This is a genomic window from Carnobacterium sp. FSL W8-0810, assembly GCF_038007125.1.
Taxonomy (GTDB): Bacteria; Bacillota; Bacilli; order Lactobacillales; family Carnobacteriaceae; genus Carnobacterium_B; species Carnobacterium_B inhibens.
On record NZ_JBBOWO010000001.1, the window covers coordinates 312,213 to 334,812 of the forward strand.

Consider the following 22,600-nt stretch of genomic DNA (forward strand, 5'->3'; position numbering starts at 1 on the left):
ATTGGAATAATTCTAATTAATTCAAGCCCCGCTGCCATCGTATGTACATCTAAATTTCAATCTGTTTTATTGTATCTATTCTCCTTATTCTATTTTTCTAAAATTACTTGTGCAGCAACAATTGAATCTGTATGCGTAATAGAAAGAAATACTTGTCCTTTGAAAGGGGAATTTTCAACAACCGGTTTACCATAACGATCAGGTATGATTTCAATATCCTGAAAACCTAACTTCCCAATACCCGTTCCCATGGCTTTTGAAAAAGCTTCTTTTGCTGCATATCTACCAGCTAAAAATTCCAACTTTCGAGTACCTTTTAAGCTAGAAAATATTTCTTGTTCTGCGGGTGTAAGTACACGTTCAGAAAAAGTCTCTCTTTTTAAATAGGCATCCTTTATGCGAGAAATTTCTGCTATATCTAACCCGATTCCTATAATCATTCTTTCTCCACCTTCTTTATACCTAACCTACTTCTTCTTATTACATAACTTAAATTTTATAATATTATCCTAATATTATCAAATAATACATCTCCTGTCACTTGTAAACGAAAAATAACAGACGTGTTTAAAAGGTTTCTAAAAATATTTTTATTTTCTATTGTTATCTATATAAAAAGAGGCTTGAGACAAATGTCTCAAGCCTCTTTTTATATACTTGTTTAGTCTTTATCACGTATAGTAAATTTGCGTTCTCCGCCAGCTTTACGACGGCTATCAGTAGTAGATTTACTACGGCTGTCTTTACGACGGTTGTCGCTTCCGCTACGTTTTGAATCTTTATTCCATTTTCCGCTAGCGCTTGAGCTTCCGCCACCACGACGTTCAGAAGGTTTACCACTACGGTTATTTCCGCCACGGTATCCGCCTTTACTTGCGCCTCGATTGCTTCCGCCGCCATGACTGCTTCCGCCTTTACGACCTGGTAATGGACGTTCTGGAGTAATTTTAACTGGTACTTCATCAGCGTCTTTTGTCACACTCTTCAAGAATGCAGCAGCAAGATCTTCAGCTGTGTAAGTTTCTAATAATTGTGCAGCAGCTTTTTCGTAACGATTCAAGCCATTAGCGTCAATAATAGAACCTACTTCGTCAATTGACGCTTTGATTTGACCTTCAAATGCTTCTGCATTTGTTGGTGGACGTAATGGTGTCATTGCTTTTTTCGTTAAGTCTTCAATAACACGCAAATATCCCATTTCATTAGGTGTAATGAAAGTTACAGAAACACCCTCTTTTCCTGCACGACCAGTACGTCCAATACGGTGAACATAGCTTTCTGGGTCTTGAGGAATATCATAGTTATATACGTGTGTAACTCCGGAAATATCTAATCCACGAGCTGCTACGTCAGTTGCTACTAAAACATCTAATTTACCTGTTTTAAAAGATTTTAACACGCTCATACGTTTTTGTTGAGAAAGATCGCCATGGATCCCTTCAGCACGGTATCCGCGAGCTTCTAATCCACGAGCTAATTCGTCTACACGACGTTTTGTACGGCCAAAAATGATTGTCAATTCTGGTGTTTGAACATCAAATAAACGAGTCATAATATCAAATTTTTCGAAGTCTTTACAACGTACAAAAAATTGTTCAATTAAACTATCAGACATTGTAGTTGCTTTAATTTGAACATGTTCAGGGTCTTTCATAAAGCGAACACCTATGCGTTTAATAGCAGGCGGCATTGTAGCAGAGAATAATAATGTTTGACGTACATCTGGAACTTCATGAATGATCGTTTCAATGTCATCGATGAATCCCATATTCAACATTTCGTCTGCTTCATCTAGTACTAATGTTTCAACATGTCCTAGTTTTAATGTTTTACGTTTGATGTGGTCTAATAAACGACCTGGTGTACCGACAACAATATGCGGTGCGTCTTTTAAAGCACGAATTTGGCGACTGATATCAGCTCCACCATAAACAACTTGAACACGGATTTTTTTATCGCGGCTTAAACGGAATAATTCTTCTTGTGTTTGGATAGCTAATTCACGAGTAGGTGCAATAACTAAACCTTGTACATTACGATTGGTTACATCAATTTTTTGTAACATTGGTAAACCAAATGCAGCTGTTTTACCAGTTCCTGTTTGTGCTTGCCCGATAACGTCTTTTCCTTCAAGTGCTAGTGGAATCGTTTGTGATTGGATCGGTGTTGCTTCCTCAAATCCTAAACGTTCTACTGATTTCAATAATTCAGGTGCTAATCCTAATTCTGTAAATTTCAATATATTTCCTCCCAATTTAAAACCTTAAAGAGAGATTTTTGCGAAATACAGGCACCTTCATTAGTTTAATCAATGCACCTGTTGCTGTAACTCCATATAAAAACTTGATGTTCGTTCGGTTGAATGTACACCAAGTTTTTCATTTCATATAAAAAACTTGAATTATTATCAAGTTTATCTGCTTATCTAGTTTCACAAAACCCTCGATGGTTTTATTTTTATTAAAGATTGTTCTTCAATCTAAACTATTCTATCATTTATATTTTAGTTTATCAATTGATTTGACCTTTTGTTTTCATGAACACGTTTCCTTTAAGTGTTTTCTTTCGAATCTGTGAATTCACCTGTTTTAGTCTGCGCTTTCACAATCTTTTGCTCATCTTATTGACATAATTTTCTACAAAAAAACTAAAAGATAGATTTTACGCCTCTCTTTTAGTTTCATTTTAACTAGTTGAAACGATTGATTATTAGTCTCTTCCGCCACCAAAGATGCGTAATAAACTGATAAAGATATTGATAAAATCTAGGTACAAACTTAAAGCTCCGCTAATTGCCAACGCTCCTAAGTTTTGTTCTCCAGAGTAATGAACATACAGTTCTTTTAATTTTTGAGTATCATAAGCTGTAAAGCCAATAAAAATTACAACTGTGATAAAAGATAGAACCATATCAGCAGGACCACTTTGTAAGAAGAACCCGTTTACTAACATGGCAATAATCAATCCGATCAATGCACCTCTTAATTGTCCTCCTAAAGATGTCAGATCCTTTTTAGTTGTAAATCCCACTAGACTCATACCTGCAAATGAGGCTGCTGTGGAAATAAATGCTGCTCCGATACTTCCTAAATCATACAACAAGAAAATAGAAGAGAGCGTAATCCCGTTGATAATTGCAAAAGCAATAAATCCAATGATTGATGCACCTGCAGATCTTAATTTAGCTCCATTAGATGCTAATTTCATAACCAATGCAATTTCAGCTATAAAAAAAGCAATCATTCCGAAGCGTGTGCCAAAAACTAAATTTAGAATAAAAGGGCTTTGTGCTGCATAAAAAGCTGTTATACCTGTTATCGTTAAACCTAATGCCATATAACTATAAATCGAAGCGAAAAATTTAGACATACTTGTTGTGCTTACTGCTTGATTGGAAACTTCTTTTCTTGGTGTATTCATATGGATCATTCCTCCTATTTAATCTTTAGTACAGTATACCAAATTTTTCTTATTTGTTAATCGGTCTTTAGACATATTTATTTATTCCTATGCTTGCAGCGCCCTTACAACAGAAAGTAAATCTGTTCCTAAACTTGATTTTAATAAAATGTAATCTCCCGGCTCAAGTTGTTCTTTAACAAATTGAATCAGCGGTTCTTTTCCCCCTGTAAAATAAAAAAGATTTTCTTTATCAAATTTTTCTTTCAAGGCTTCATACAACACACTCATTTGGTCCCCATAAAGAATAACTTTATCGATTTGACTCGGGTTAAGAGAATCTTTCACACTTAGATGTAACTCTGAAGACTGTTCTCCAAGTTCCAACATTTCGCCTAAAACAGCTAATCTCTTACCATTAGTTTCAAATGTACTAAAATTATCCAACACAGCTTTCATAGCAGTAGGGTTAGCGTTATAAGCATCGTTTAAGATACTGCTACCATTTACACCATCCAACCATTCCGTTCTATTTTTAGTCAATTGAAATTGAGCAAGTTTAGGCGCCGATTGTTCAACTGGTACACCCAAAACCTTCCCTACCGATAATGCAGCTAAAGCATTGTTGACATTATACGTTCCTAAAACAGGCAAAACGATTGTTAAATCCGGATCGTCATTTGTCACAAAACTTGTTTGATTCATTTGAGCGTTTATGTTTAATGGATACAAGTCATTTGTTTCAGCGGTTCCAAAGGTTTTCAATTGTTTATCTGCTAAATTTCCGACTCTTTCTTGCAATAAAATTTCTTCCCCTGGGTAGATCAGCACACCATTTTCTTTTAAACCTAAACTAATTTCCATTTTAGCATCAGCAATCCCTGCTCTGGATCCAAAAAACTCAATGTGCGACTCACCGATCATTGTTATAACCGCAACATCCGGTTCAGCCAATTCGGACAGCACTTTGATTTCTCCAGCATGGTTCATACCCATTTCTAAAATGATAACCTCAGTGTCTTCTGGCATTTCTAAAATCGTTATTGGAAGACCGATATGATTATTAAAATTTCCTTGGGTCTTATGAACACGGTATTGACTAGATAAAACAGCATCTGTCATATCTTTTGTAGTCGTTTTCCCATTGCTTCCGGTAATTCCTACTACCTTGGGATGAATTTTAGCTAAATAGAATTTAGCTAAATCTTGCAAAGCTTGCAACGTATCTTTTACTTGGATAACAGGAAAAACATCTTCTACTTCAATAGGTAATTTCGCTAAAGATTTACTCCACAAAGAAACTACAGCTCCATTTTCAATTGCTTTTAAAATAAATTCATGCCCATCGTTGTTCCCTAATAATGGTACAAATAATGAACCTTTTACTAATTTACGCGTATCGAATTCAACTGATGTTATTTTTTCATCTGACCATTTACTTGTATCATTTAACGCTCCCACTGCTACTGCAATTTCTTTTATTGTTAAAGAAATCATAATTGCCCTCCTTAATTCCACTTAAATAAAACACCGTTCTTGAAAGAAACAGAGACCAGGACATACATCCCAGCCTCTGTTTCTATCGCTAATTTTCATTACTCATAGTTAGTCATTATCTTGAAAAGACAGACGCTCTTGATGTCTTCTTAAAGCTAGTTGAATCAATTCTTCAACTAAATCGCCGTAGTTCAACCCAGTATTTTTCCATAGAGTAGGATACATACTAAATTGGGTGAAACCAGGCATCGTATTTACCTCATTAATGAATAACTCTTCATTGCTGGTTAAAAAGAAATCACAACGACTCAATCCACTTCCATCAAGGGCTTGAAAAGCTCGCACTGCATATTCACGTAACCGTACATTAACTTCTTCAGAAACCAAAGCCGGTATTTGCATGACCACGTCATTGTTGATGTATTTTGAATCATAATCATAGAAATCAACTGTTTTCACTAATTCACCTGGAACTGAAACGTGGATATCATCATTTCCCAGAACAGCTACTTCAATTTCTCTAGCCTCGATTCCTTGCTCAACAACAATTCTTCGGTCATAGCGTAAAGCTAATTCGATAGCACTAATTAGATCTTCTCTATTCTCAGCTTTACTAATTCCGACACTGGAACCAAGATTAGCCGGTTTTATATACATTGGATAAAATAATGTTCCTTCACATTGTTTAAAAACACTTTCTTGATCATTCAGCCATTGCACTTTTCGTACAGGAACATATGGAACTTGTGGTAAACCAGCTTGTTGAAAAAGCTGTTTACTAATGATCTTATCCATGCCACATGCACTAGCTAAGACACCAGCCCCTACATAAGGCATTCCAATGACTTCAAATAGCCCTTGAACTGTTCCATCTTCTCCATTAGGTCCATGTAAAACAGGAAAAACTACTGCGCTTTCTTCTTTTATATCTGAAGGTTGAATCAATATACCTTCAGAAGATTGATTTACACCAGTTATAAAATGAGCTTTATCTGAAACTGTTAATTTTAAAGACTCTGAATTCTCAACATCGCTAGCTTGTTGAATGATAGCACCTTTTATCCACTGCCCACTCTTTGTAATATATATAGGCTCTACTTCATAATAATCATAATACACTTCTTTAATAATAGAAAAAGCAGTCAGAATTGAAATATCGTGTTCTGCACTCTTTCCACCATATACTAGAAAGATTTTCATTTAGTTATCCTCCGAATTTACTTAGGTATCTTTACCTCAAACTCTTTATAATTCAAGAAGTATTGTACCATATTTTTTTATATAAAAATAGCGTACATATTTCGAAACAACAATTAAAAAAAGCCCTTCAAGCAGCGCATCTATTCAATCTGGCAGAACTTTCCCTTACCAGACTGAACCAATTCGTTCACTTTTAGAGCTTTATCTTATATTGGCTGTAAACTACTTTCTTCTTTAAAAAACCATTTTTGATCCTTTTCATCTAAACAAATGTGTCCCATTAGATCTTTTTCTAAGAAATTTTTGTTTAGAGATTTCATTCGATCTTCTGTTAGATACACAGGTATTTCATAAATTCCTTGGTTACACTTCATATTTTCGAATGAGAAAAGCACTCCTTCTCTAAGTAACGGGAGCAATTCTTTGACATCCGAAATTGGCATACGTGCAATTTTTTTGGCTTTTTTAAAAAGAAAGACATTTTTTTTATCATTTATTTTCTTCTCTACATTATTCGTTATATTGACTGATAAAATACTATAAAATTGTTCTAATTTTCGATAATATACTTTTGTCATCCCTTTGGGTAGCGTTAAATGGATAAAATTATTTTGTAGTTTATAATAAAAAGGCGAATGCAGATGTGTATGGGCGTGTGCAATATAAAGCAGCTCAGAAATTTCAATTGGTGTCAGTTGTCTCATTAATTCGATACTTTCGAAATCAATCCAATTAGAAGGAACACCATTCGTAGGTTGATTTTGGTCAAAGTATTCTTGAACTTTTGCTAATCCTCGTACCATACGAAAACCAGTGTGAGAATCATACTCACCAATACCTTTGGGGGCAGTCAGCAATAAAATATTTTTTGGCGGTTTTTTGACAACATCTTTGTATTCGTTCATCGTGATTCCTTTACTCAAAACAGCATTTGTAATAGTATCTAAATGAACATAAGTAGCTTCTGAAGGCACGACACATTTCTCCCCTTGTCTTTTATCCCTTTCATTGTACTACTTGCATCTCAACTAATCTGTATCAGTTAGGTGATATTCTGGTTACAAACAAACCTTGCAACCGTTTTATTAAGTCATTAATATGACAATTGCGCGCGTTACAATGAAATAAATTATTTATTAAAAAAATAAAAATAACTTACTCTCTATTGTAAATCAAACTATTACTAACTAACTTTAGAATCTACCCTCTCAATCAGATAAGAGACTAAATTATTTCGTCTTTTAAGTTGAATACCCAATTCATGAATTTACCCATCTTTCTCTTTTATCGTACCAAAACGCAAAAAAAGGTTGGACAATTGTCCAACCTTTTTCCAAAAAAACAAGATATTATTAAGCTTCTTCTTTTTTGTTTGCGTCTGCGATACCATATTTTTTGTTGAAACGGTCCACACGTCCGTCTGCTTGTGTAAATTTTTGACGTCCTGTGTAGAATGGGTGTGAGTCAGATGAAATTTCGACACGGATCATTGGGTAAGTAGAACCGTCTTCCCATTCAACTGTTTCACTTGAATTTTTAGTTGAACCTGATAAGAATTTATAGCCTGTTGTAGTATCCATAAACACAACTTGTCTGTAATCTGGATGAATTGCTTGTTTCATATATGAATCTCTCCTTGTGCCCTGATGCATCTGCTGAATCAGAGTTCTTATTTTGTCTTTAGACAACATTAGCATGATAGCATATTTGTCTACACAAAGCAATCACTTTTTATTAGAAATTAAACCTGTTAAACAAAAATCATTAGCGATGAGAACTTCTTGAATTTCTTGTTTGAGTAATGGTTTTATCCGTGAAATGCTCAAAAAAATCTTGATTGTTTTCTGATTTACGCAGCCCTTTTATAAATTGATCTGTTAGATCTAAAGCATCTCCGATCATTGCATGCCGCAATTTCCAAATCATTTCTAATCTACTATTTTCCAATAAAAGTTCTTCTTTTCGTGTACTTGATTTTTTAATATCGATTGCTGGGAAAATACGACGTTCAGCAAGTTCTCTTGATAAGTGTAATTCTGAATTCCCTGTACCTTTAAATTCTTCATAGATCATATCGTCCATTCGGCTTCCAGTGTCTACTAAGGCTGTCGCCAGAATCGTTAAGCTTCCACCTTCTTCAATATTTCTCGCAGCTCCAAAAAATCGCTTAGGACGATACAATGCTGCCGGATCCAAACCACCACTTAAGGTTCTTCCACTTGGAGGAAGAACCAAGTTGTAAGCACGAGCTAAACGTGTGATGCTATCCATTAAAATAATAACGTCTCGTTTATCTTCCACTAATCGCATGGCTCTTTCTAAAACCAATTCTGTTACACGTACATGGTTTTGTGGTTGCTGGTCAAAAGTTGAAGAGACAACTTCTCCTTTTACACTTCTTTCAATATCCGTCACTTCTTCTGGACGTTCATCAATCAATAAAATAATCAACTCTGCATCAGGATAATTTTCAGCGATTCCATTTGCGATTTCTTTTAATAAAATAGTTTTCCCTGCTTTAGGAGGTGCTACAATCAAACCCCTTTGACCAAAACCTACGGGAGCTAAAATATCTATCATGCGGTTTGAAATCTTAGTTTGTGTTGTTTCCAGAGTAATTTGTTTTTCAGGATAAAGAGGTGTTAACGCTGGGAAGTGAGGACGTTCTTTTGCATCTTCCGGATCTTTCCCATTCACAAGGTTCACGTGCATTAGACCATAATAACGTTCAGATGGTTTTGGCGGTCTAGCTTTACCCGACACTTTATCTCCATTTCTCAAACCAAAACGTTTGATTTGAGAAGAAGAAATATAAATATCTTCTTTACTAGGTGTGTAGTTGATTGGGCGCAAAAAACCAAAATCTTGTTGTGCCATAATATCTAGCACACCTTCTACAATAAAAAATCCTTGTTTTTCTTCTTGCGCCCTTATAACAGCCAATGCTAATTCTTTTTTATTCATCTGGCTATAGTAAGGTATTTTGAGTTCTTTTGCATAGTTGTAAATCTCTTTTAATGTTTTCAATTCTAATTGGGCTAATGTTAGTAACTCACTCATATTCGTTAACTCCTATTTATTTTCATCTTCAATCATACGAACATCTGCACCTAAAGCCGTTAATTTCTCTATGATTTGATCGTAACCGCGTAAAATATTTTCAACACCAGTAATCGTTGTTGTTCCCTTTGCCATTAAACCTGCAGTTACAAGGCAAGCTCCCGCTCTTAAATCGCTAGCTTCTACTTCTACACCTTGCAATTGGCTTGGTCCTTCAAGCAGGATCATATCACTTTCAACACGAGCATTCGCTCCCATTCGGACCAGCTCAGGTATGTGTTTAACTCTTTTAGGGTATATAGTATCTGTAATTAAAGAGGTACCAGTTGCTTTTAGTAAAAGAGGTGTTAAAGGTTGTTGTAAATCCGTTGCAAAGCCGGGATACGGAAGTGTTTTTACATTTATCGGTTTTAAATGAGTAGCTTCTTTAACCAAGATACTGTCTTCCCCAATTTCCATTGGTACACCCATTTCTTCCATTTTAGCCACTAGGCCTTCTAAGTGTTCGACAATAACGTTTTTCACTAAAACTTCTGATCCGGCAGCTGCTGCCATAGACAGATAAGTCCCAGCTTCAATACGATCTGGGATGATCGTATGGCGGCAACCATGCAATTCGTCAACACCATCAATACGGATCACATCGGTACCTGCTCCTCTTATTTTTGCACCCATATTATTTAATAAGGTAGCCACATCAATAATTTCTGGTTCACGAGCAGCATTTTCAATAATCGTTTTGCCTTTAGCTTTCACTGCAGCTAACATAATATTAATAGTAGCTCCGATCGAAACAACATCTAGATACATTCGGGTACCGACTAATCCATTTTGATCTGTTCGTAAATACATAGCTCCCATTTCACTATCCACGGTTGCTCCTAAAGCACGGAATCCTTTTAAATGTTGATCTATTGGTCGAGGTCCTAAAAAGCATCCTCCAGGCAAACCTACAACACCTTTGCCAAACTTGGTTAATAAAGCACCCATAAAATAATAAGACGCTCGTAAACTTTTGATTTTTCCATTTGGCATAGGAATTGAGACTATGTGAGTTGGATCTATGGTAAGTGTTGTTCCCTCAAATGTGGTATCCACATTCATGACATTCAGAATATCAATCAATGAGTGGACATCTTGAATATCTGGTACACCTTCTAAAACAACAGGCGAATCTGCCAAAATTGCTGCCGGAATCAAAGCAACTGTACTATTTTTTGCTCCATTGATGGTTACTTCGCCAGATAATTTTCTCCCACCATTAATGACTAATTTCTTCATGTTGTACCTCCATCTTTTTTCTAAAAAGGTTGTTTCTTCTAAAAAATAAGAAAACTGGGTAAATTTTATATATTCTTAAACAGGTTATTTTTATTTGATTAATTTTATGAAATCAACACAACTTTTTCTGATAACAACTGTATTGATTTTAGCCTTTTTACCTATGTAAACAAGCTGTTTTAATCTTACTACATCTCAAAACAACTTACAATTACTATATCTTTCAGCTAATTTAACCGGATCATAAATGTTAGCTTTATCCTTCTAATAAGATGAAAAGGGCAAAAAAAAGAGGTTGGGATACTATCCCGAACCTCTTTCGATTAATTGTCATTGTTAAGCTTTGTTAGAAGATCCAAATCTTTGCATAGTTTGTGTAACTGTAGCAATGATTGCAGCTTTACCTGGTGCAATAACTTTACGTGGGTCATAAACTTTATCATCAGAGTTTAATTTTTCACGTACAGCTTTTGTCCAAACTTGTTGCAATTCAGTGTTTACATTGATTTTTGAATGTCCATTTTCGATAGCTTTTTTAATTTGGAATTCTGGGATTCCAGATCCACCATGTAATACTAAAGGAGTTTTAGTTAAGTCAGAGATGATTTTCATTTCGTCGAAACCTAGAACAGGTTCGCCTTCATAATCACCATGTACTGATCCTAAAGCAGCTGCTAAAGCATCAATTTTAGCTTCAGTTACCATACGTAGACATTCTTGAGCATCTGCATATTGAACTCCACCAGTAACGCCATCTTCAGTCCCACCAACAGTTCCAACTTCAGCTTCTACTGATGCGCCTTTTGAATGAGCATATTCAACAACTTTTTTAGTTGCTTCAATGTTTTCATCAATTACGTATGCAGAGTTGTCGATCATTACAGAAGAAAAACCAGCATCAATTGCAGCTTTACAGCTTTCAAAAGAAGAACCATGGTCTAAGTGTAATGCAACTGGTACAGTAATGTTCATTGTTTCCATTAAAGCTTCAACCATTGCTGATACAACTTTAACGCCACCCATGTATTTTCCTGCTCCTTCAGAAACACCTAAAATAACTGGTGATTTTTCTGCTTCAGCAGCTTCTAATACAGATTGTGTCCATTCAAGGTTGTTGATGTTGAATTGACCTACAGCGTATTTACCTTCTAATGCTTTGTTTAACATATCTGTCATACTAACTAAACGACTCATATATTTTTTCCTCCTTAAGGAAATCTTTTTATTTACTAAGATACTCTTAGTCAACGTTGTTATTATATCAAAAACACATTAAAATATCCATATTTATTATAATCCTAATCTAGTTTTCATACCCTTTTCATAATTAATTATCCAATGCTGCTTTAACAAAACCTGCAAATAATTTTTGTGGACGATTTGGACGTGAGATGAATTCTGGATGAAATTGGCAAGCAACATAAAATGGATGATCAGATAATTCAACGATTTCAACTAAACGGTTGTCTGGTGAAACACCTGAAAATACCAACCCTTTTTCTTCCAATAGATCACGGTATTTGTTGTTAAATTCATAACGGTGACGGTGACGTTCTTGTACTACTTCAGCATTATCGTATGCTTGAGCTGTTACAGAACCTGGTTTTAATTTACATGGATATAATCCAAGACGCAACGTTCCGCCCATGTTCACTACATCTTTTTGATCCAACATCAAGTCAATAATATTATGCGGTGTATTAGGGTCTGTTTCTGCTGAGTGAGCCCCTTCTAAACCTGCAACATTACGTGCAAACTCTACACAAACTAATTGCATACCTAAACAGATCCCTAAGAATGGAACTTTGTTTTCACGTGCATATTGAATAGCTAGGATTTTACCCTCTAAGCCACGATCCCCAAATCCACCTGGAACTAAAATTCCATCTGCATCTTTCAATCTGCTTTCAACGTTTTCCGGCGTTACCTCTTCAGCATTCACCCAGTCCACTTCGATTTCAGAATCAACAGCATATCCTGCATGATTTAATGATTCAATAACCGATAAATAGGCGTCAGGTAACTCCACATATTTACCCACTAATGCAATTTTTGTTTTCTTAGATAAATGCATTACTTTTTGTTCTAATGTGATCCACTCAGACATATCAGCAGGCGGCGCATCAATTTTAAGATGGTCACAGACGATTTGATCCATATTTTGTTTTTGGAGATTTAAAGGAATAGAGTAAAGAGTGTCCACATCACGAGATTCAATAATTGCTTCAGGCTCTACATCGCAAAATGACGCTAATTTGTCTTTCAAACTTTGTGGTACAGGTTTTTCTGTACGAATAACTAATAAATTCGGCTGAATACCTAACCCACGTAACTCTTTCACACTATGTTGTGTAGGTTTTGTTTTCATTTCTCCAGCCGCACCAAGATACGGAATCAACGTTGTATGGATATACATCACATTATCTGCTCCAACATCACTTTTCATTTGACGCAAGGCTTCTAAAAAGGGAAGCGATTCGATATCTCCAACTGTACCGCCCACTTCAGTTATAACGATATCAGAATCCGTTGTTTGACCTGCACGCATAATTTTCTCTTTAATTTCATTGGTGATATGCGGAATAACTTGTACAGTTGCTCCCAAATATTCTCCCTTGCGTTCTTTACGTATCACTTCGGAATAAATTTTTCCTGTTGTTACATTTGAAAATTGATTTAAATTGATATCAATAAAGCGTTCATAGTGACCCAAGTCTAAGTCGGTTTCAGCTCCATCATCTGTTACGAAAACTTCTCCATGTTGGTAAGGGCTCATAGTTCCTGGATCAACGTTGATGTAAGGATCAAATTTTTGAATCGTCACTTTCAAGCCTCTATTCTTCAACAGTCGTCCTAAAGAAGCTGCTGCAATCCCTTTACCAATGGAAGATACTACTCCACCTGTTACAAAAATATATTTTGTCATTTTTACCGACTCCTTTTAAACTTATTAGGGTAAAAGAAAAGTTGACACTAAACGCTTTTTCTTTTTTGGCATAAATAAAAAATAAAGCTCCCTATTCACTAGTAGAATAGGGAGCTTTATATTGATTACTTTCAGTTCCTGTCCCTTAAATCACTTCAAGGGAGCCCAATATAGATAATACACATTTCTCCAGGAAGCGTCAAGTGTTTCCTTTCAAAAAATTATCTAAGAAACAGTCTATAACCATAAATGTTATTAATATTCTTCGTCAGAATCGTCCTCGTCCTCATCTTCAATGATTGTAAGATCACCTTCGACACCATCAGGCAATTCATCTTCTTCGTCATCTGTACCTAATTCAGACAAATCAGCTTTGTATTCACCTAAGTCTTCTTTGTCTTCATCGTCAACCATTACACCATGCACGTCAACATCTACACGTCCACCGTAAGTAGTATCGTCTTCTTCGTCGTCTTCAGGTTCGTCATTGTCTTCAGGATCGTCATCATTGTAATCAATGTCGTCTTCGCCAGTGACAAAAGCACTCGCTTTTTTGCGTTTTTTACGGCGTGGAGCTTCATCTTCATTTCCTTGAGTAACTTCTTCGTCAATAAAATCGATTGGATACCACGAACGTAGACCCCAACGGTTTTCTCCTAAGGAAATAAAACTACCATCAATATTTAAATCTGTATAAAATTGAGAAGTTTTATTTGTGAGTTCTTTTGAGTTTAAGTTTAGAAAATCTTGTACTTCTTTTAATAAAGTTGAGAAATCAAGGATCTCTCCTTTTTGATCTAAGATGGCATGAGCTACTTCAATCATTGATAATTCATTTTTGTTTTGCCCGTCAAATTCTGTTAATTTCACGAAAGCCACGTCCTTTCAACAGTCTATTCTTTATCATACAATATTTAAACAGTAAAAAGCAATTGTAATTTGTAATCTCCTAATTTTTCTTTTCCTAAAAATAAATTATAATCAATCTCAATGCGTCCAGAGAATGGGTTATCCGTGTAACTGATTTGCATATTACTTGTCATTGTTTCAATACTTACTGCACCTTGTGGCGTTCGATAAATGGTTTCAAACCTTTCCCCTTTATCAAATCTCATCCGCGTAGTTGTATCACCTTTACGTGTAAGTGTAACCACTCCAGAAGGATCAATCTTGACTGTTACAGGAACGACTACCGATTCATACGTTTCTTGAAACCGAATATAATAAGATGAATTCATTTGAACGACTTTACCTGCTTCATCAAATACATGCCTTTCAGTTTCGTTACCTTGAGAGATCGTCGTCTCTAAATGTATTTGAGCTGTTCTTCCTTTTGATAAATCCAATTATTTCACCTCTGCTCATTAGTCCTAATTTAACGATAGCTTAATGACCTTAATTCGTCATTTCCACTAAACTGCACCTCTATCTTATCATAAATAAAAGAAAGATTATGCTTTTTTAAACCAGTTAAGGAGAACCCTACACCAAAATTTGCTATAATAAGGAAGAATCGCTATTTACAATTAACTAAAGGATGTAAAACTAATGACGACTACTGATAAAAAGGACTTTTTAACCAATCATTATTATAAACTTTACGAGGCTGCAACCATGCCTTTTTCTAACCAAACCATCTCCCATTTTGCATTAACAGATAGTTTATTGCGATATGTTGGAAAATATCAAAAAAATATTTTACATTTTTGGCCGACCTCAAATTTGGTTATATTAGGTATGATGGATACAAAATTACCTTATTTTAAAGATGCATTAGAGGTCATTAAAAGTTACGGACAACCCTACATTGTACGCAATTCGGGAGGATTAGCTGTAGTTGGAGATGAAGGAGTGTTAAACTTTTCACTTATATTACCCGAAAGTCTAGAACAAAAAATGTCTATAGACACTGGGTATGAGTATATGTTCCAGTTGATTAACGACTCCATTAAACAATACGGAAAGATAAGCAAAGCCTATGAGATCAAAGATTCTTATTGCCCCGGAGATTTTGATTTAAGTATTGACGGGAAAAAATTTGCCGGCATCTCACAAAGACGCTTAAAAAATGGTGTAGCTATTATGATTTACATTAGTGTAACAGGCAACCAGTTTAAACGCGCTGAAATGATCCGTGATTTTTATGAAGCAGGATTAAAAGGAGAAACCGTTAAGTGGCACTTTCCATCTGTGAATCCTGAAGCAATGTCTACACTAGAAGAATTGCTAGGTATTTCTTTAAGTGTAGACAAAATGAAAGAATTGATTTTATCTACACTTAATCAAAACAATTGCACGATTGTGCCTGGTGAATACTCCTCAGAAATCTTAAGTGACTATAATGAAGGGTTTGAAAAAATGATTCGTCGCAATCAACAAATGCTTGGAGATTCTATCGATAAGGAGTTAAGCGAATGAGCAGCCATTATGATGCCAATTTTTTACTGCCTATAGAACACGTTTTTCGTGATCCAGTTCATGATTACATTCATGTCCAACACCAAATTATTTTAGATTTAATTAATTCTAGTGAATTCCAACGATTGCGCCGTATCAAACAGTTGGGTACCTCGTCATTGACTTTTCACGGAGCTGAGCATACTAGATTCACACATTCACTAGGTGTATATGAAATTACACGTCGCATCTGTGATAAATTCCAACGAAACTACGCTACTCAAACACAAGGAGATGGTGGTTGGGATGATAATGAACGTTTAGTGGCCTTATGTGCAGCTCTTTTACATGACATTGGACACGGCCCATATTCTCATACATTCGAACATATTTTCAAAACCAACCATGAAGAGATTACTGTGGCTATTATTACCTCTCCAGAAACGGAAGTCTATAATGTGTTAGTCAAGGTTAGTGAAGATTTTCCAGCAAAAGTTGCGAGCGTCATTCAAAAAACGTACCCGAATCCACAGGTAGTCCAACTCATTTCTAGTCAAATTGATGCAGATCGGATGGATTATCTATTACGTGATGCTTATCATACAGGTGTAAATTATGGTACATTTGATTTAACTCGCATACTTAGAGTGATGCGTCCTTATAATGATGGAATCTATTTCCAATTATCTGGCATGCATGCTGTTGAAGATTATATCGTTAGCCGTTATCAAATGTATATGCAGGTCTATTTCCATCCCGTCTCAAGAGGAATGGAAGTTATTTTAGACCATTTACTGAAACGTGCTAAAGAACTGTATATTAGTTCAGAAACCCAATTCAATGATCAGCTGAATTTACTTGCTCCTTTTTTTGGAAAGAATTTTACACTTAAAGACTATTTAAGACTTGATGATGGCGTTTTAGCCACTTACTTTACCTTATGGAAAGAAGAAAAAGACCCGATTTTAAGCGATTTAGCTACTCGCTTTCTTGATCGACATCCTTTCAAATCGGTTAAATTTTCCAGCGACACGGATATGTACTTGGTTGAAGATCTAAAAATTATTATTCGTGAAGCAGGATACGATACAGATTACTATACAGCTATTAACAACAGCTATGACTTGCCTTATGACTTTTACCGGCCAAATCAAAATACCAACCGTACACAAATAGAATTGGTGCGCCAAGATGGTACACTTGTTGAACTTTCTAAAGTAAGTGAAATTGTCTCTTCTATTACCGGAAAAGTTCGCGGCGATGAACGCTTTTATGTACCAAAAGAATTTTTAAAGCTAAAAACCTCTAAAGAAATCACGTTATTCGAAGACTTATATTATGAATTTAATCGTTATATTAAGAACGGGGCTATTATTGACCCAAATAAATTAGTGGAGGATTTACCTAAATGACTATAGAATTAATCGCTATCGATTTAGACGGCACGTTATTAACACCCGAAAAGAAAATAAGTTCTAAAGTTAAAGAAACAATTGAAATTGCTAAAACGAAAGGAATTAAAATTGTCATTTGCACCGGACGTCCATTGCCCGGAGTAAACTCAATCTTGAAAGCTTTAAATCTAGAAGAGGAAGGCGATTATGTTATTACTTATAATGGTGCATTAGTCCAGCAATCACATAACGGAAAAGCTATTGCCCACCACACATTAAGCTTTGAAGATTTTCTGAAAATTGAAGATATGAGTCGCCAAGTCGGAAGCCATTGTCATACAATTGATGAAAAATACATTTACACTGCTAACAAAGACATTAGTCCTTATAGTGTAAGAGAATCCTTTTTAGTCAATATGCCTATTCGTTACCGCTCAGTAGAAGAAATGGATCCAACTATTGAAATCAGTAAGATGATGATGATTGATGAACCTGACATTCTAGATGCGGCTATCGCTAAGTTTCCAAAAGATTTTTATGATGACTACACTATTTTAAAAAGTGAGCCTTTTTATCTAGAGGTATTAAACAAATCTGCCAGTAAAGGTCAAGCACTAAAAGATCTAGCACAAATTTTATCTATTCCTCGTGAAAATATCATGGCTATTGGAGACAATGAAAATGATATAGACATGATTGAATACGCTGGAATGGGCGTAGCCATGGGAAATGCTATTGTCAGCGTAAAAGAAGTAAGTAATTATATTACAGATACAAATGAACATGATGGAGTCGCTACAGCAATTGAAGCTATTGCTTTTGAACAGACTATAGCGGAAAACCACTCTAAATAAAAATATCCAATAACAAGAGGACTGAAACAAACATGCATAAGCATTTGCTTCAGTCTTTTTATATTACCTAAGTAATTAGTAATGTGTTATCAATGTATCTAATCATAACTCACTCTTTTTTTCCGATCCAAACTGCCATTTCCCCTAGTGAACGATTTCCCCAACTATAGTAAGGAATAAAAGTTACTTTTTTAGGCTGCACATTTTCCTTTTCGTAAGGTAAATACAGTTGGCCTTTCCATTTACTTTCAACACTTACTTGTTGTCCTTCTGATTCAATGGCTTGGATTTCCCCAAGATAGCTGTCATTCATTATCTTTACAGACATTTTTTCTTTCACTTGTATTAAATGAAGATTTTTTCCGTTGTCTTCTTCTTCTAAACAATAAACAAAAGGTCCTCTTTGAATAGCTACTTTCCCTCTATCTGATTTGACCAAAGGATTAGCTGCCAATTGAAGGATTGGCATATCAAATTGTAAATCAATTTCTTCTAAATTATTTGCACAAGAAATAAATGCATAATTATTCTTAATAATTGGTTGAATAGCTTGTCCAGAAACTTTGATAGACCATTTATTTGTCCAATCTGGAATACGAATACCAATCTCAAAATCTTGATTATCCTTATTTGTAATTGCTATTTTAACTTCTCCATTTTCCAAGTAATCTGCTATTTGCTCAATTACCACAGAATGTCCATTAATTTCTAACATTGATTTATTGCTCATAAATAAATTTAATAAAATAGCATCTTTTTTTTCTGTATAAACATACTTACCGATTGAAGTCAATGTACGAGCAATGTTTGGTGGACAACAGGCGCATCCAAACCATGATGGGCGTGTAGGTTTAACGTGACTTTTCCCTGGATCCAATTTGCTAGCTAAAGGATCAACCTCTAAAGGATTCACATAAAAGAAATGTTTCCCATCAAGAGCCATTCCACTGATAACGGTATTATACAGACAACGTTCCATAATGTTAGAGTAAGAGGCATCAGTTTCAATTTTTAGCATATTATAGGCAAAATATACTAATCCAATAGAAGCACACGTCTCACAATACATTGTGTCATTTGGCAAATGATAATCAAACGTAAACGCTTCTCCATGAACCGTTGAACCAATCCCACCTGTTACAAACATTCTTTTCTCAATAATATTTTTCCAAATCTTTTTACATGCCTGAAACATCTTTTCATTATTTGTATGATAAGCTACATCAGCCATCGCTGCAGCCATATACACCAAACGTACAGCATGTCCTTCAGCTGTTTCTTGTTCTATTACTGGTTTATAAGCTTGGTGATATTTTAAATTAATAGGTCCAATAGGCCCAGATGATAGATTCTTTTCATTATTTTCTTCTAATTGTCGAGTATAGAAGTCTGGATCTTGACCTCTTATTAAAAGTAGGTATTCACTTAATTCTAAATATCTTTTATTTTTAGTGGTTTCATACAATTTTACTAATGCTAATTCAATTTCTTGATGACCATCTGCCCCATGGATTTTCCCTTCTTCTGGACCAAAATTCTCATCAATACAATCAGCAAAACGGCAAGCAATTCCCAATAATTTATCCTCACCTGTTGCTTGGTAATAAGCTATTGCTGCTTCTATTAAGTGCCCGGCGCAATATAATTCATGGCTCTCAAACAGCCGTCTAAATTTCAAATTCGGAGCATCAATTTGGTAATACGTACTTAAATAGCCATCTTCATCTTGAGCATTCTCCAATAAATCAATCACTTCATCAGCTGTTTTTTTTAAGTTGTCATCTGCTTCTATGCTTAACGAATTGGCTACTGCTTCTAGCCACTTATATAGATCACTATCTTGAAAAAGCCATCCATAATGATGGCCTTCCTTGATTTCCGCAGCAATTTTAAAATTTTCAAGCACATGGCTTTTTTCATTTGGAATTGAAGCATCGTCTCGTTCTTTATCAATAACAATATCTTCCTCGTCATTAAGTACATTCCATTGAAAAGGAATCATTTCTTCTCTTATCAATTGAATGTATCGATTCCAAAAAGCATCTGTGATAGCGATTTCATTAGATGGTTTTTTAAAAATATTATTCATTTATTTATCCCACTCCCTTTAACTAAGCTAATTTCTGTATTTTTTAATAACTTCTTATGACAAATCGGCCTTACTCACAATTTTTTCATTTAAAATAGACCTATTAAAGTTACAGGTAACGGGACGTTTTATTTTTTTACATCAAAGTGATAACTCGTTTCTCTCTGGTATTCTTTAGTTGGTTCTAAAATAACATTTCCAAACTGTTCATGATTAACCGCATCAGGTAAATTCTGTGCTTCTAAAGTAACGCCCATAAAAGGCCTTAATGGAATTCCTTCTACTTTAAAAGTATCATTAAACATTATTCCTGTATAAACGACCACACAATTAAAATCAGAAGACATGACTACCTCTCGTCCGCTTTCTGGGCTGATTAACCAAAGTTGGGGTTGAGTTGTTTCTTCTAAAATGAAAGCATGATCAAATCCCGCTTGCTCAGGTGTACCATCCATGTTGCGTTCATAAATAAATTTACCTTCTTGAAAATCAAAAATCGTTCCTTCAACATTTGAAAATTTTCCCGTTGGAATCAGTTCAGATGTCGTTTCAAGTATTGCCGAACTTTTCATTTTCAGCACATGATTTTTCACTTCTTTATCTGTCTCGTCATTTAAGTTAAAATAAACATGATTAGTTGGATTGAATAAAGTTGTTTTGTCTGTTTTTGCCGCATATTGAATGTTCAAATCATTATTGTCTGTTAGTTGATAACTAACGTAAACATCTAAATTTCCGGGATATCCATTTTCACCTTCTTTGCTTAAATAATGAAAAACAACTTTATTATCAGCATCTATTTCCGCATCCCATATTACCGTATCAAAACCATCTTTCCCACCGTGTAAATGGTTCCAATTTTCATTTTGATCTAATTGATATTCTTTTCCTTCTAACAAAAATTTCCCTTTATTAATTCTTCCAGCAACTCTGCCAATTGTGCCTCCAAAATGGTGAGGATGGTCTTGATAGTCCAATAGATTATCAAAACCTAAAACAATATTATGGAATTCCCCATCTTTATTTGGTGTATATAGAGAAGTAATTGTAGCACCGTAATTCATTAAAGAAACACTTAGTCCCATTTTATTAGTAATTGTATACTCTCTAATTTCTTTGTCGCCGATAATCCCTTTTCTCGTATTATGAATTACCACTTTAATCACTTCCTTTCTTCTTTACTAACTATTTTTCAAAATAGTTCCTACACATGATGCTGAAAGCCAAAACACTTCTTTTATTTTTTATTAGTGTTAGATAAAATTTTTGACGATTCTCTTATAATTAGTTCTGGTTGATAAATAATCGATTCTTTTTTAAAAGATGACTTTTCCAAGGCTTGTATGATCCAGTTAGCAGCCTCTATACCAAGTTGTTCTTTTGGATGATTGATAGAGGTTAACTTGATATCCGAAGCTGTGCTTAAAAATGAATTATCATGGCTTACAATAGAAAAATCCTCTGGAACCCTTTTTCCAATAGCATTAATTTGTTCAATCACTGTCATTGCAATTTGATCATTGTAACAAACAAAAGCAGTGGGTCCCTCTTCTAAATTTAGAAGATCCCTTATCCTACGAGCTAACTCTCCTTTTGTTTCTGTATCAAAAGTAACAATCAATTTGTTATCAAAAGATTTGTTCTTTTTTGAAAAGGCACGGATAAAACCTTTCATTCTGCTTTTCCCTTGCATATCATCTGTTTTAGTAATCATACTGATTCTCTCATGCCCTAAGTCTAATAGATGGTTTGTTAGCCTTTCATTTGCCAAAGTATCATCTATACGAATTTCTGGAACTTCTAATTCTTCATAAGAAGCATTAATAGATACAAAAGGAATACCTGCTTCTTGAATTTTAAGGTAGTAATTTAGGTTTGGATTCAAAAGGGCACTCTTTGTTGGTTCAATGATTAATCCATCTATTTGTTTTTCCAACATCATTTCGAGACTTCTTTTTTCATTTTGAACGTCATTTTGTGTACTAGACAATAACAAAGAATATCCATTATCACTTAATGTTTCTTCCATTCCTCTTATAATTGAAGGGAAAATATAATCTGAAAGATACGTTGTAATGACGCCAATAGTTTTCATATTTTTATCTTTCACTCGTTGTTGATACTGATCATTTACATAAGTACCTGACCCTTGCTCTTTCTTCAAAAACCCCTCGTTAACAAGTTCTGCAATAGATTGTCGAATAGTGTGTCTGCTGACACCAAATTGTTCTCTTAAGTTTGCTTCTGATGGTATTTTGCTCCCAGTAGGATACTTCCCGCTTAAAATAAGTTCTTTTAATTGGTTTTTAATTACTAAATATTTAGGTTTATTAGACATTTAATCACCTTCCAAAAAAAGTTGTACGTACGTGAATGTTACCTGATATCATAGAACAAAGCAATATACTGTAATCCTTTCACTCAGAGATTATTAGTCTCTTTTTTATTACGTACAGCTGATAATAATCTTTTTTTGTCTAAGAAAAAAAGTGCTTTTTCAAGC

Annotated in this window: 19 protein-coding genes; 3 read left to right on the top strand and 16 right to left on the bottom strand. The window is 34.9% G+C overall.

Features of this window, described 5'->3' with window-relative positions:
• Positions 1–89: 89 nt before the first annotated feature.
• The 13 genes from acpS to NST49_RS01640 form a co-directional block, all read right to left on the bottom strand.
• On the bottom strand, positions 90–440 hold the full coding sequence (acpS, locus tag NST49_RS01580) for a holo-ACP synthase (protein ID WP_023176753.1): 351 nt from the start codon (positions 438–440) through the stop codon (positions 90–92).
• Positions 441–661: 221 nt separating this feature from the next.
• Positions 662–2,239 (bottom strand): DEAD/DEAH box helicase, encoded by a 1,578-nt coding sequence (locus NST49_RS01585; RefSeq protein ID WP_023176752.1) that lies wholly within the window; start codon positions 2,237–2,239, stop codon positions 662–664.
• A 470-nt stretch (positions 2,240–2,709) separates the two neighbouring features.
• The gene (locus NST49_RS01590) at positions 2,710–3,420 is read right to left on the bottom strand and encodes a Bax inhibitor-1/YccA family protein (RefSeq protein WP_034538143.1); all 711 of its coding nucleotides are present in this window, start codon (positions 3,418–3,420) and stop codon (positions 2,710–2,712) included.
• Positions 3,421–3,507: 87 nt separating this feature from the next.
• Positions 3,508–4,896 (bottom strand): UDP-N-acetylmuramoyl-tripeptide--D-alanyl-D-alanine ligase, encoded by a 1,389-nt coding sequence (locus NST49_RS01595; RefSeq protein WP_023176750.1) that lies wholly within the window; start codon positions 4,894–4,896, stop codon positions 3,508–3,510.
• A 108-nt stretch (positions 4,897–5,004) separates the two neighbouring features.
• The gene (locus NST49_RS01600) at positions 5,005–6,096 is read right to left on the bottom strand and encodes a D-alanine--D-alanine ligase (RefSeq protein WP_023176749.1); all 1,092 of its coding nucleotides are present in this window, start codon (positions 6,094–6,096) and stop codon (positions 5,005–5,007) included.
• 206 nt (positions 6,097–6,302) lie between these two features.
• The gene (locus NST49_RS01605; protein ID WP_034538140.1) at positions 6,303–7,070 is read right to left on the bottom strand and encodes a hypothetical protein; all 768 of its coding nucleotides are present in this window, start codon (positions 7,068–7,070) and stop codon (positions 6,303–6,305) included.
• Positions 7,071–7,448: 378 nt separating this feature from the next.
• Positions 7,449–7,718 (bottom strand): type B 50S ribosomal protein L31, encoded by a 270-nt coding sequence (locus NST49_RS01610; protein ID WP_023176747.1) that lies wholly within the window; start codon positions 7,716–7,718, stop codon positions 7,449–7,451.
• A gap of 142 nt (positions 7,719–7,860) precedes the next feature.
• Positions 7,861–9,156, bottom strand: coding sequence for a transcription termination factor Rho (gene rho / locus NST49_RS01615; protein ID WP_034538138.1), 1,296 nt, complete (start codon positions 9,154–9,156; stop codon positions 7,861–7,863).
• Positions 9,157–9,168: 12 nt separating this feature from the next.
• A complete protein-coding gene (locus tag NST49_RS01620; RefSeq protein WP_341046700.1) occupies positions 9,169–10,437 on the bottom strand; it encodes a UDP-N-acetylglucosamine 1-carboxyvinyltransferase in 1,269 nt (422 codons plus the stop codon).
• A gap of 336 nt (positions 10,438–10,773) precedes the next feature.
• Complete coding sequence (fba, locus tag NST49_RS01625) at positions 10,774–11,631, bottom strand: class II fructose-1,6-bisphosphate aldolase (protein ID WP_023176744.1); 858 nt, start codon at positions 11,629–11,631, stop codon at positions 10,774–10,776.
• A gap of 133 nt (positions 11,632–11,764) precedes the next feature.
• Positions 11,765–13,363, bottom strand: coding sequence for a CTP synthase (locus tag NST49_RS01630; RefSeq protein ID WP_034538137.1), 1,599 nt, complete (start codon positions 13,361–13,363; stop codon positions 11,765–11,767).
• A 255-nt stretch (positions 13,364–13,618) separates the two neighbouring features.
• Entirely contained in the window at positions 13,619–14,233 is a 615-nt protein-coding gene (rpoE, locus tag NST49_RS01635; protein ID WP_251166301.1) for a DNA-directed RNA polymerase subunit delta, read from the bottom strand.
• A gap of 44 nt (positions 14,234–14,277) precedes the next feature.
• Positions 14,278–14,709, bottom strand: a complete 432-nt coding sequence (locus NST49_RS01640; RefSeq protein WP_023176741.1) for a DUF1934 domain-containing protein — start codon at positions 14,707–14,709, stop codon at positions 14,278–14,280.
• Positions 14,710–14,911: 202 nt separating this feature from the next.
• Here NST49_RS01640 and NST49_RS01645 point away from each other — a divergent pair, with 202 nt between their 5' ends.
• From NST49_RS01645 to yidA, 3 genes are read left to right on the top strand one after another with little or no spacing between them, the layout of a single operon-like run.
• Positions 14,912–15,781 (top strand): lipoate--protein ligase family protein, encoded by an 870-nt coding sequence (locus tag NST49_RS01645; RefSeq protein WP_187949107.1) that lies wholly within the window; start codon positions 14,912–14,914, stop codon positions 15,779–15,781.
• Positions 15,778–17,172, top strand: coding sequence for an HD domain-containing protein (locus tag NST49_RS01650; RefSeq protein WP_251166300.1), 1,395 nt, complete (start codon positions 15,778–15,780; stop codon positions 17,170–17,172). Before NST49_RS01645 ends, NST49_RS01650 begins: the two co-directional genes overlap by 4 nt.
• Positions 17,169–18,008, top strand: a complete 840-nt coding sequence (gene yidA, locus NST49_RS01655) for a sugar-phosphatase (protein WP_251166299.1) — start codon at positions 17,169–17,171, stop codon at positions 18,006–18,008. The genes NST49_RS01650 and yidA overlap by 4 nt, the downstream gene beginning before the upstream one ends.
• A gap of 109 nt (positions 18,009–18,117) precedes the next feature.
• Here the strand turns inward: yidA and NST49_RS01660 are convergent, their stop codons facing one another.
• From NST49_RS01660 to NST49_RS01670, 3 genes are all read right to left on the bottom strand, one after another.
• Positions 18,118–20,097 (bottom strand): glycoside hydrolase family 127 protein, encoded by a 1,980-nt coding sequence (locus tag NST49_RS01660; RefSeq protein ID WP_251166298.1) that lies wholly within the window; start codon positions 20,095–20,097, stop codon positions 18,118–18,120.
• Positions 20,098–20,225: 128 nt separating this feature from the next.
• A complete protein-coding gene (locus NST49_RS01665; RefSeq protein WP_341046712.1) occupies positions 20,226–21,254 on the bottom strand; it encodes an aldose epimerase family protein in 1,029 nt (342 codons plus the stop codon).
• An 80-nt stretch (positions 21,255–21,334) separates the two neighbouring features.
• Positions 21,335–22,435 (bottom strand): GntR family transcriptional regulator, encoded by a 1,101-nt coding sequence (locus NST49_RS01670; RefSeq protein WP_251166296.1) that lies wholly within the window; start codon positions 22,433–22,435, stop codon positions 21,335–21,337.
• Positions 22,436–22,600: the final 165 nt, after the last annotated feature.

What these genes read in the sequence shown, in the direction of transcription:
- acpS (WP_023176753.1), bottom strand. Translation starts at nt 440, where the DNA reads ATGATTATAGGAATCGGGTTAGATATAGCAGAAATTTCTCGCATAAAG.
- NST49_RS01590 (WP_034538143.1), bottom strand. Translation starts at nt 3,420, where the DNA reads ATGAATACACCAAGAAAAGAAGTTTCCAATCAAGCAGTAAGCACAACA.
- NST49_RS01595 (WP_023176750.1), bottom strand. Translation starts at nt 4,896, where the DNA reads ATGATTTCTTTAACAATAAAAGAAATTGCAGTAGCAGTGGGAGCGTTA.
- NST49_RS01600 (WP_023176749.1), bottom strand. Translation starts at nt 6,096, where the DNA reads ATGAAAATCTTTCTAGTATATGGTGGAAAGAGTGCAGAACACGATATT.
- NST49_RS01610 (WP_023176747.1), bottom strand. Translation starts at nt 7,718, where the DNA reads ATGAAACAAGCAATTCATCCAGATTACAGACAAGTTGTGTTTATGGAT.
- rho (WP_034538138.1), bottom strand. Translation starts at nt 9,156, where the DNA reads ATGAGTGAGTTACTAACATTAGCCCAATTAGAATTGAAAACATTAAAA.
- NST49_RS01620 (WP_341046700.1), bottom strand. Translation starts at nt 10,437, where the DNA reads ATGAAGAAATTAGTCATTAATGGTGGGAGAAAATTATCTGGCGAAGTA.
- fba (WP_023176744.1), bottom strand. Translation starts at nt 11,631, where the DNA reads ATGAGTCGTTTAGTTAGTATGACAGATATGTTAAACAAAGCATTAGAA.
- NST49_RS01630 (WP_034538137.1), bottom strand. Translation starts at nt 13,363, where the DNA reads ATGACAAAATATATTTTTGTAACAGGTGGAGTAGTATCTTCCATTGGT.
- NST49_RS01645 (WP_187949107.1), top strand. Translation starts at nt 14,912, where the DNA reads ATGACGACTACTGATAAAAAGGACTTTTTAACCAATCATTATTATAAA.
- NST49_RS01650 (WP_251166300.1), top strand. Translation starts at nt 15,778, where the DNA reads ATGAGCAGCCATTATGATGCCAATTTTTTACTGCCTATAGAACACGTT.
- yidA (WP_251166299.1), top strand. Translation starts at nt 17,169, where the DNA reads ATGACTATAGAATTAATCGCTATCGATTTAGACGGCACGTTATTAACA.
- NST49_RS01660 (WP_251166298.1), bottom strand. Translation starts at nt 20,097, where the DNA reads ATGAATAATATTTTTAAAAAACCATCTAATGAAATCGCTATCACAGAT.
- NST49_RS01670 (WP_251166296.1), bottom strand. Translation starts at nt 22,435, where the DNA reads ATGTCTAATAAACCTAAATATTTAGTAATTAAAAACCAATTAAAAGAA.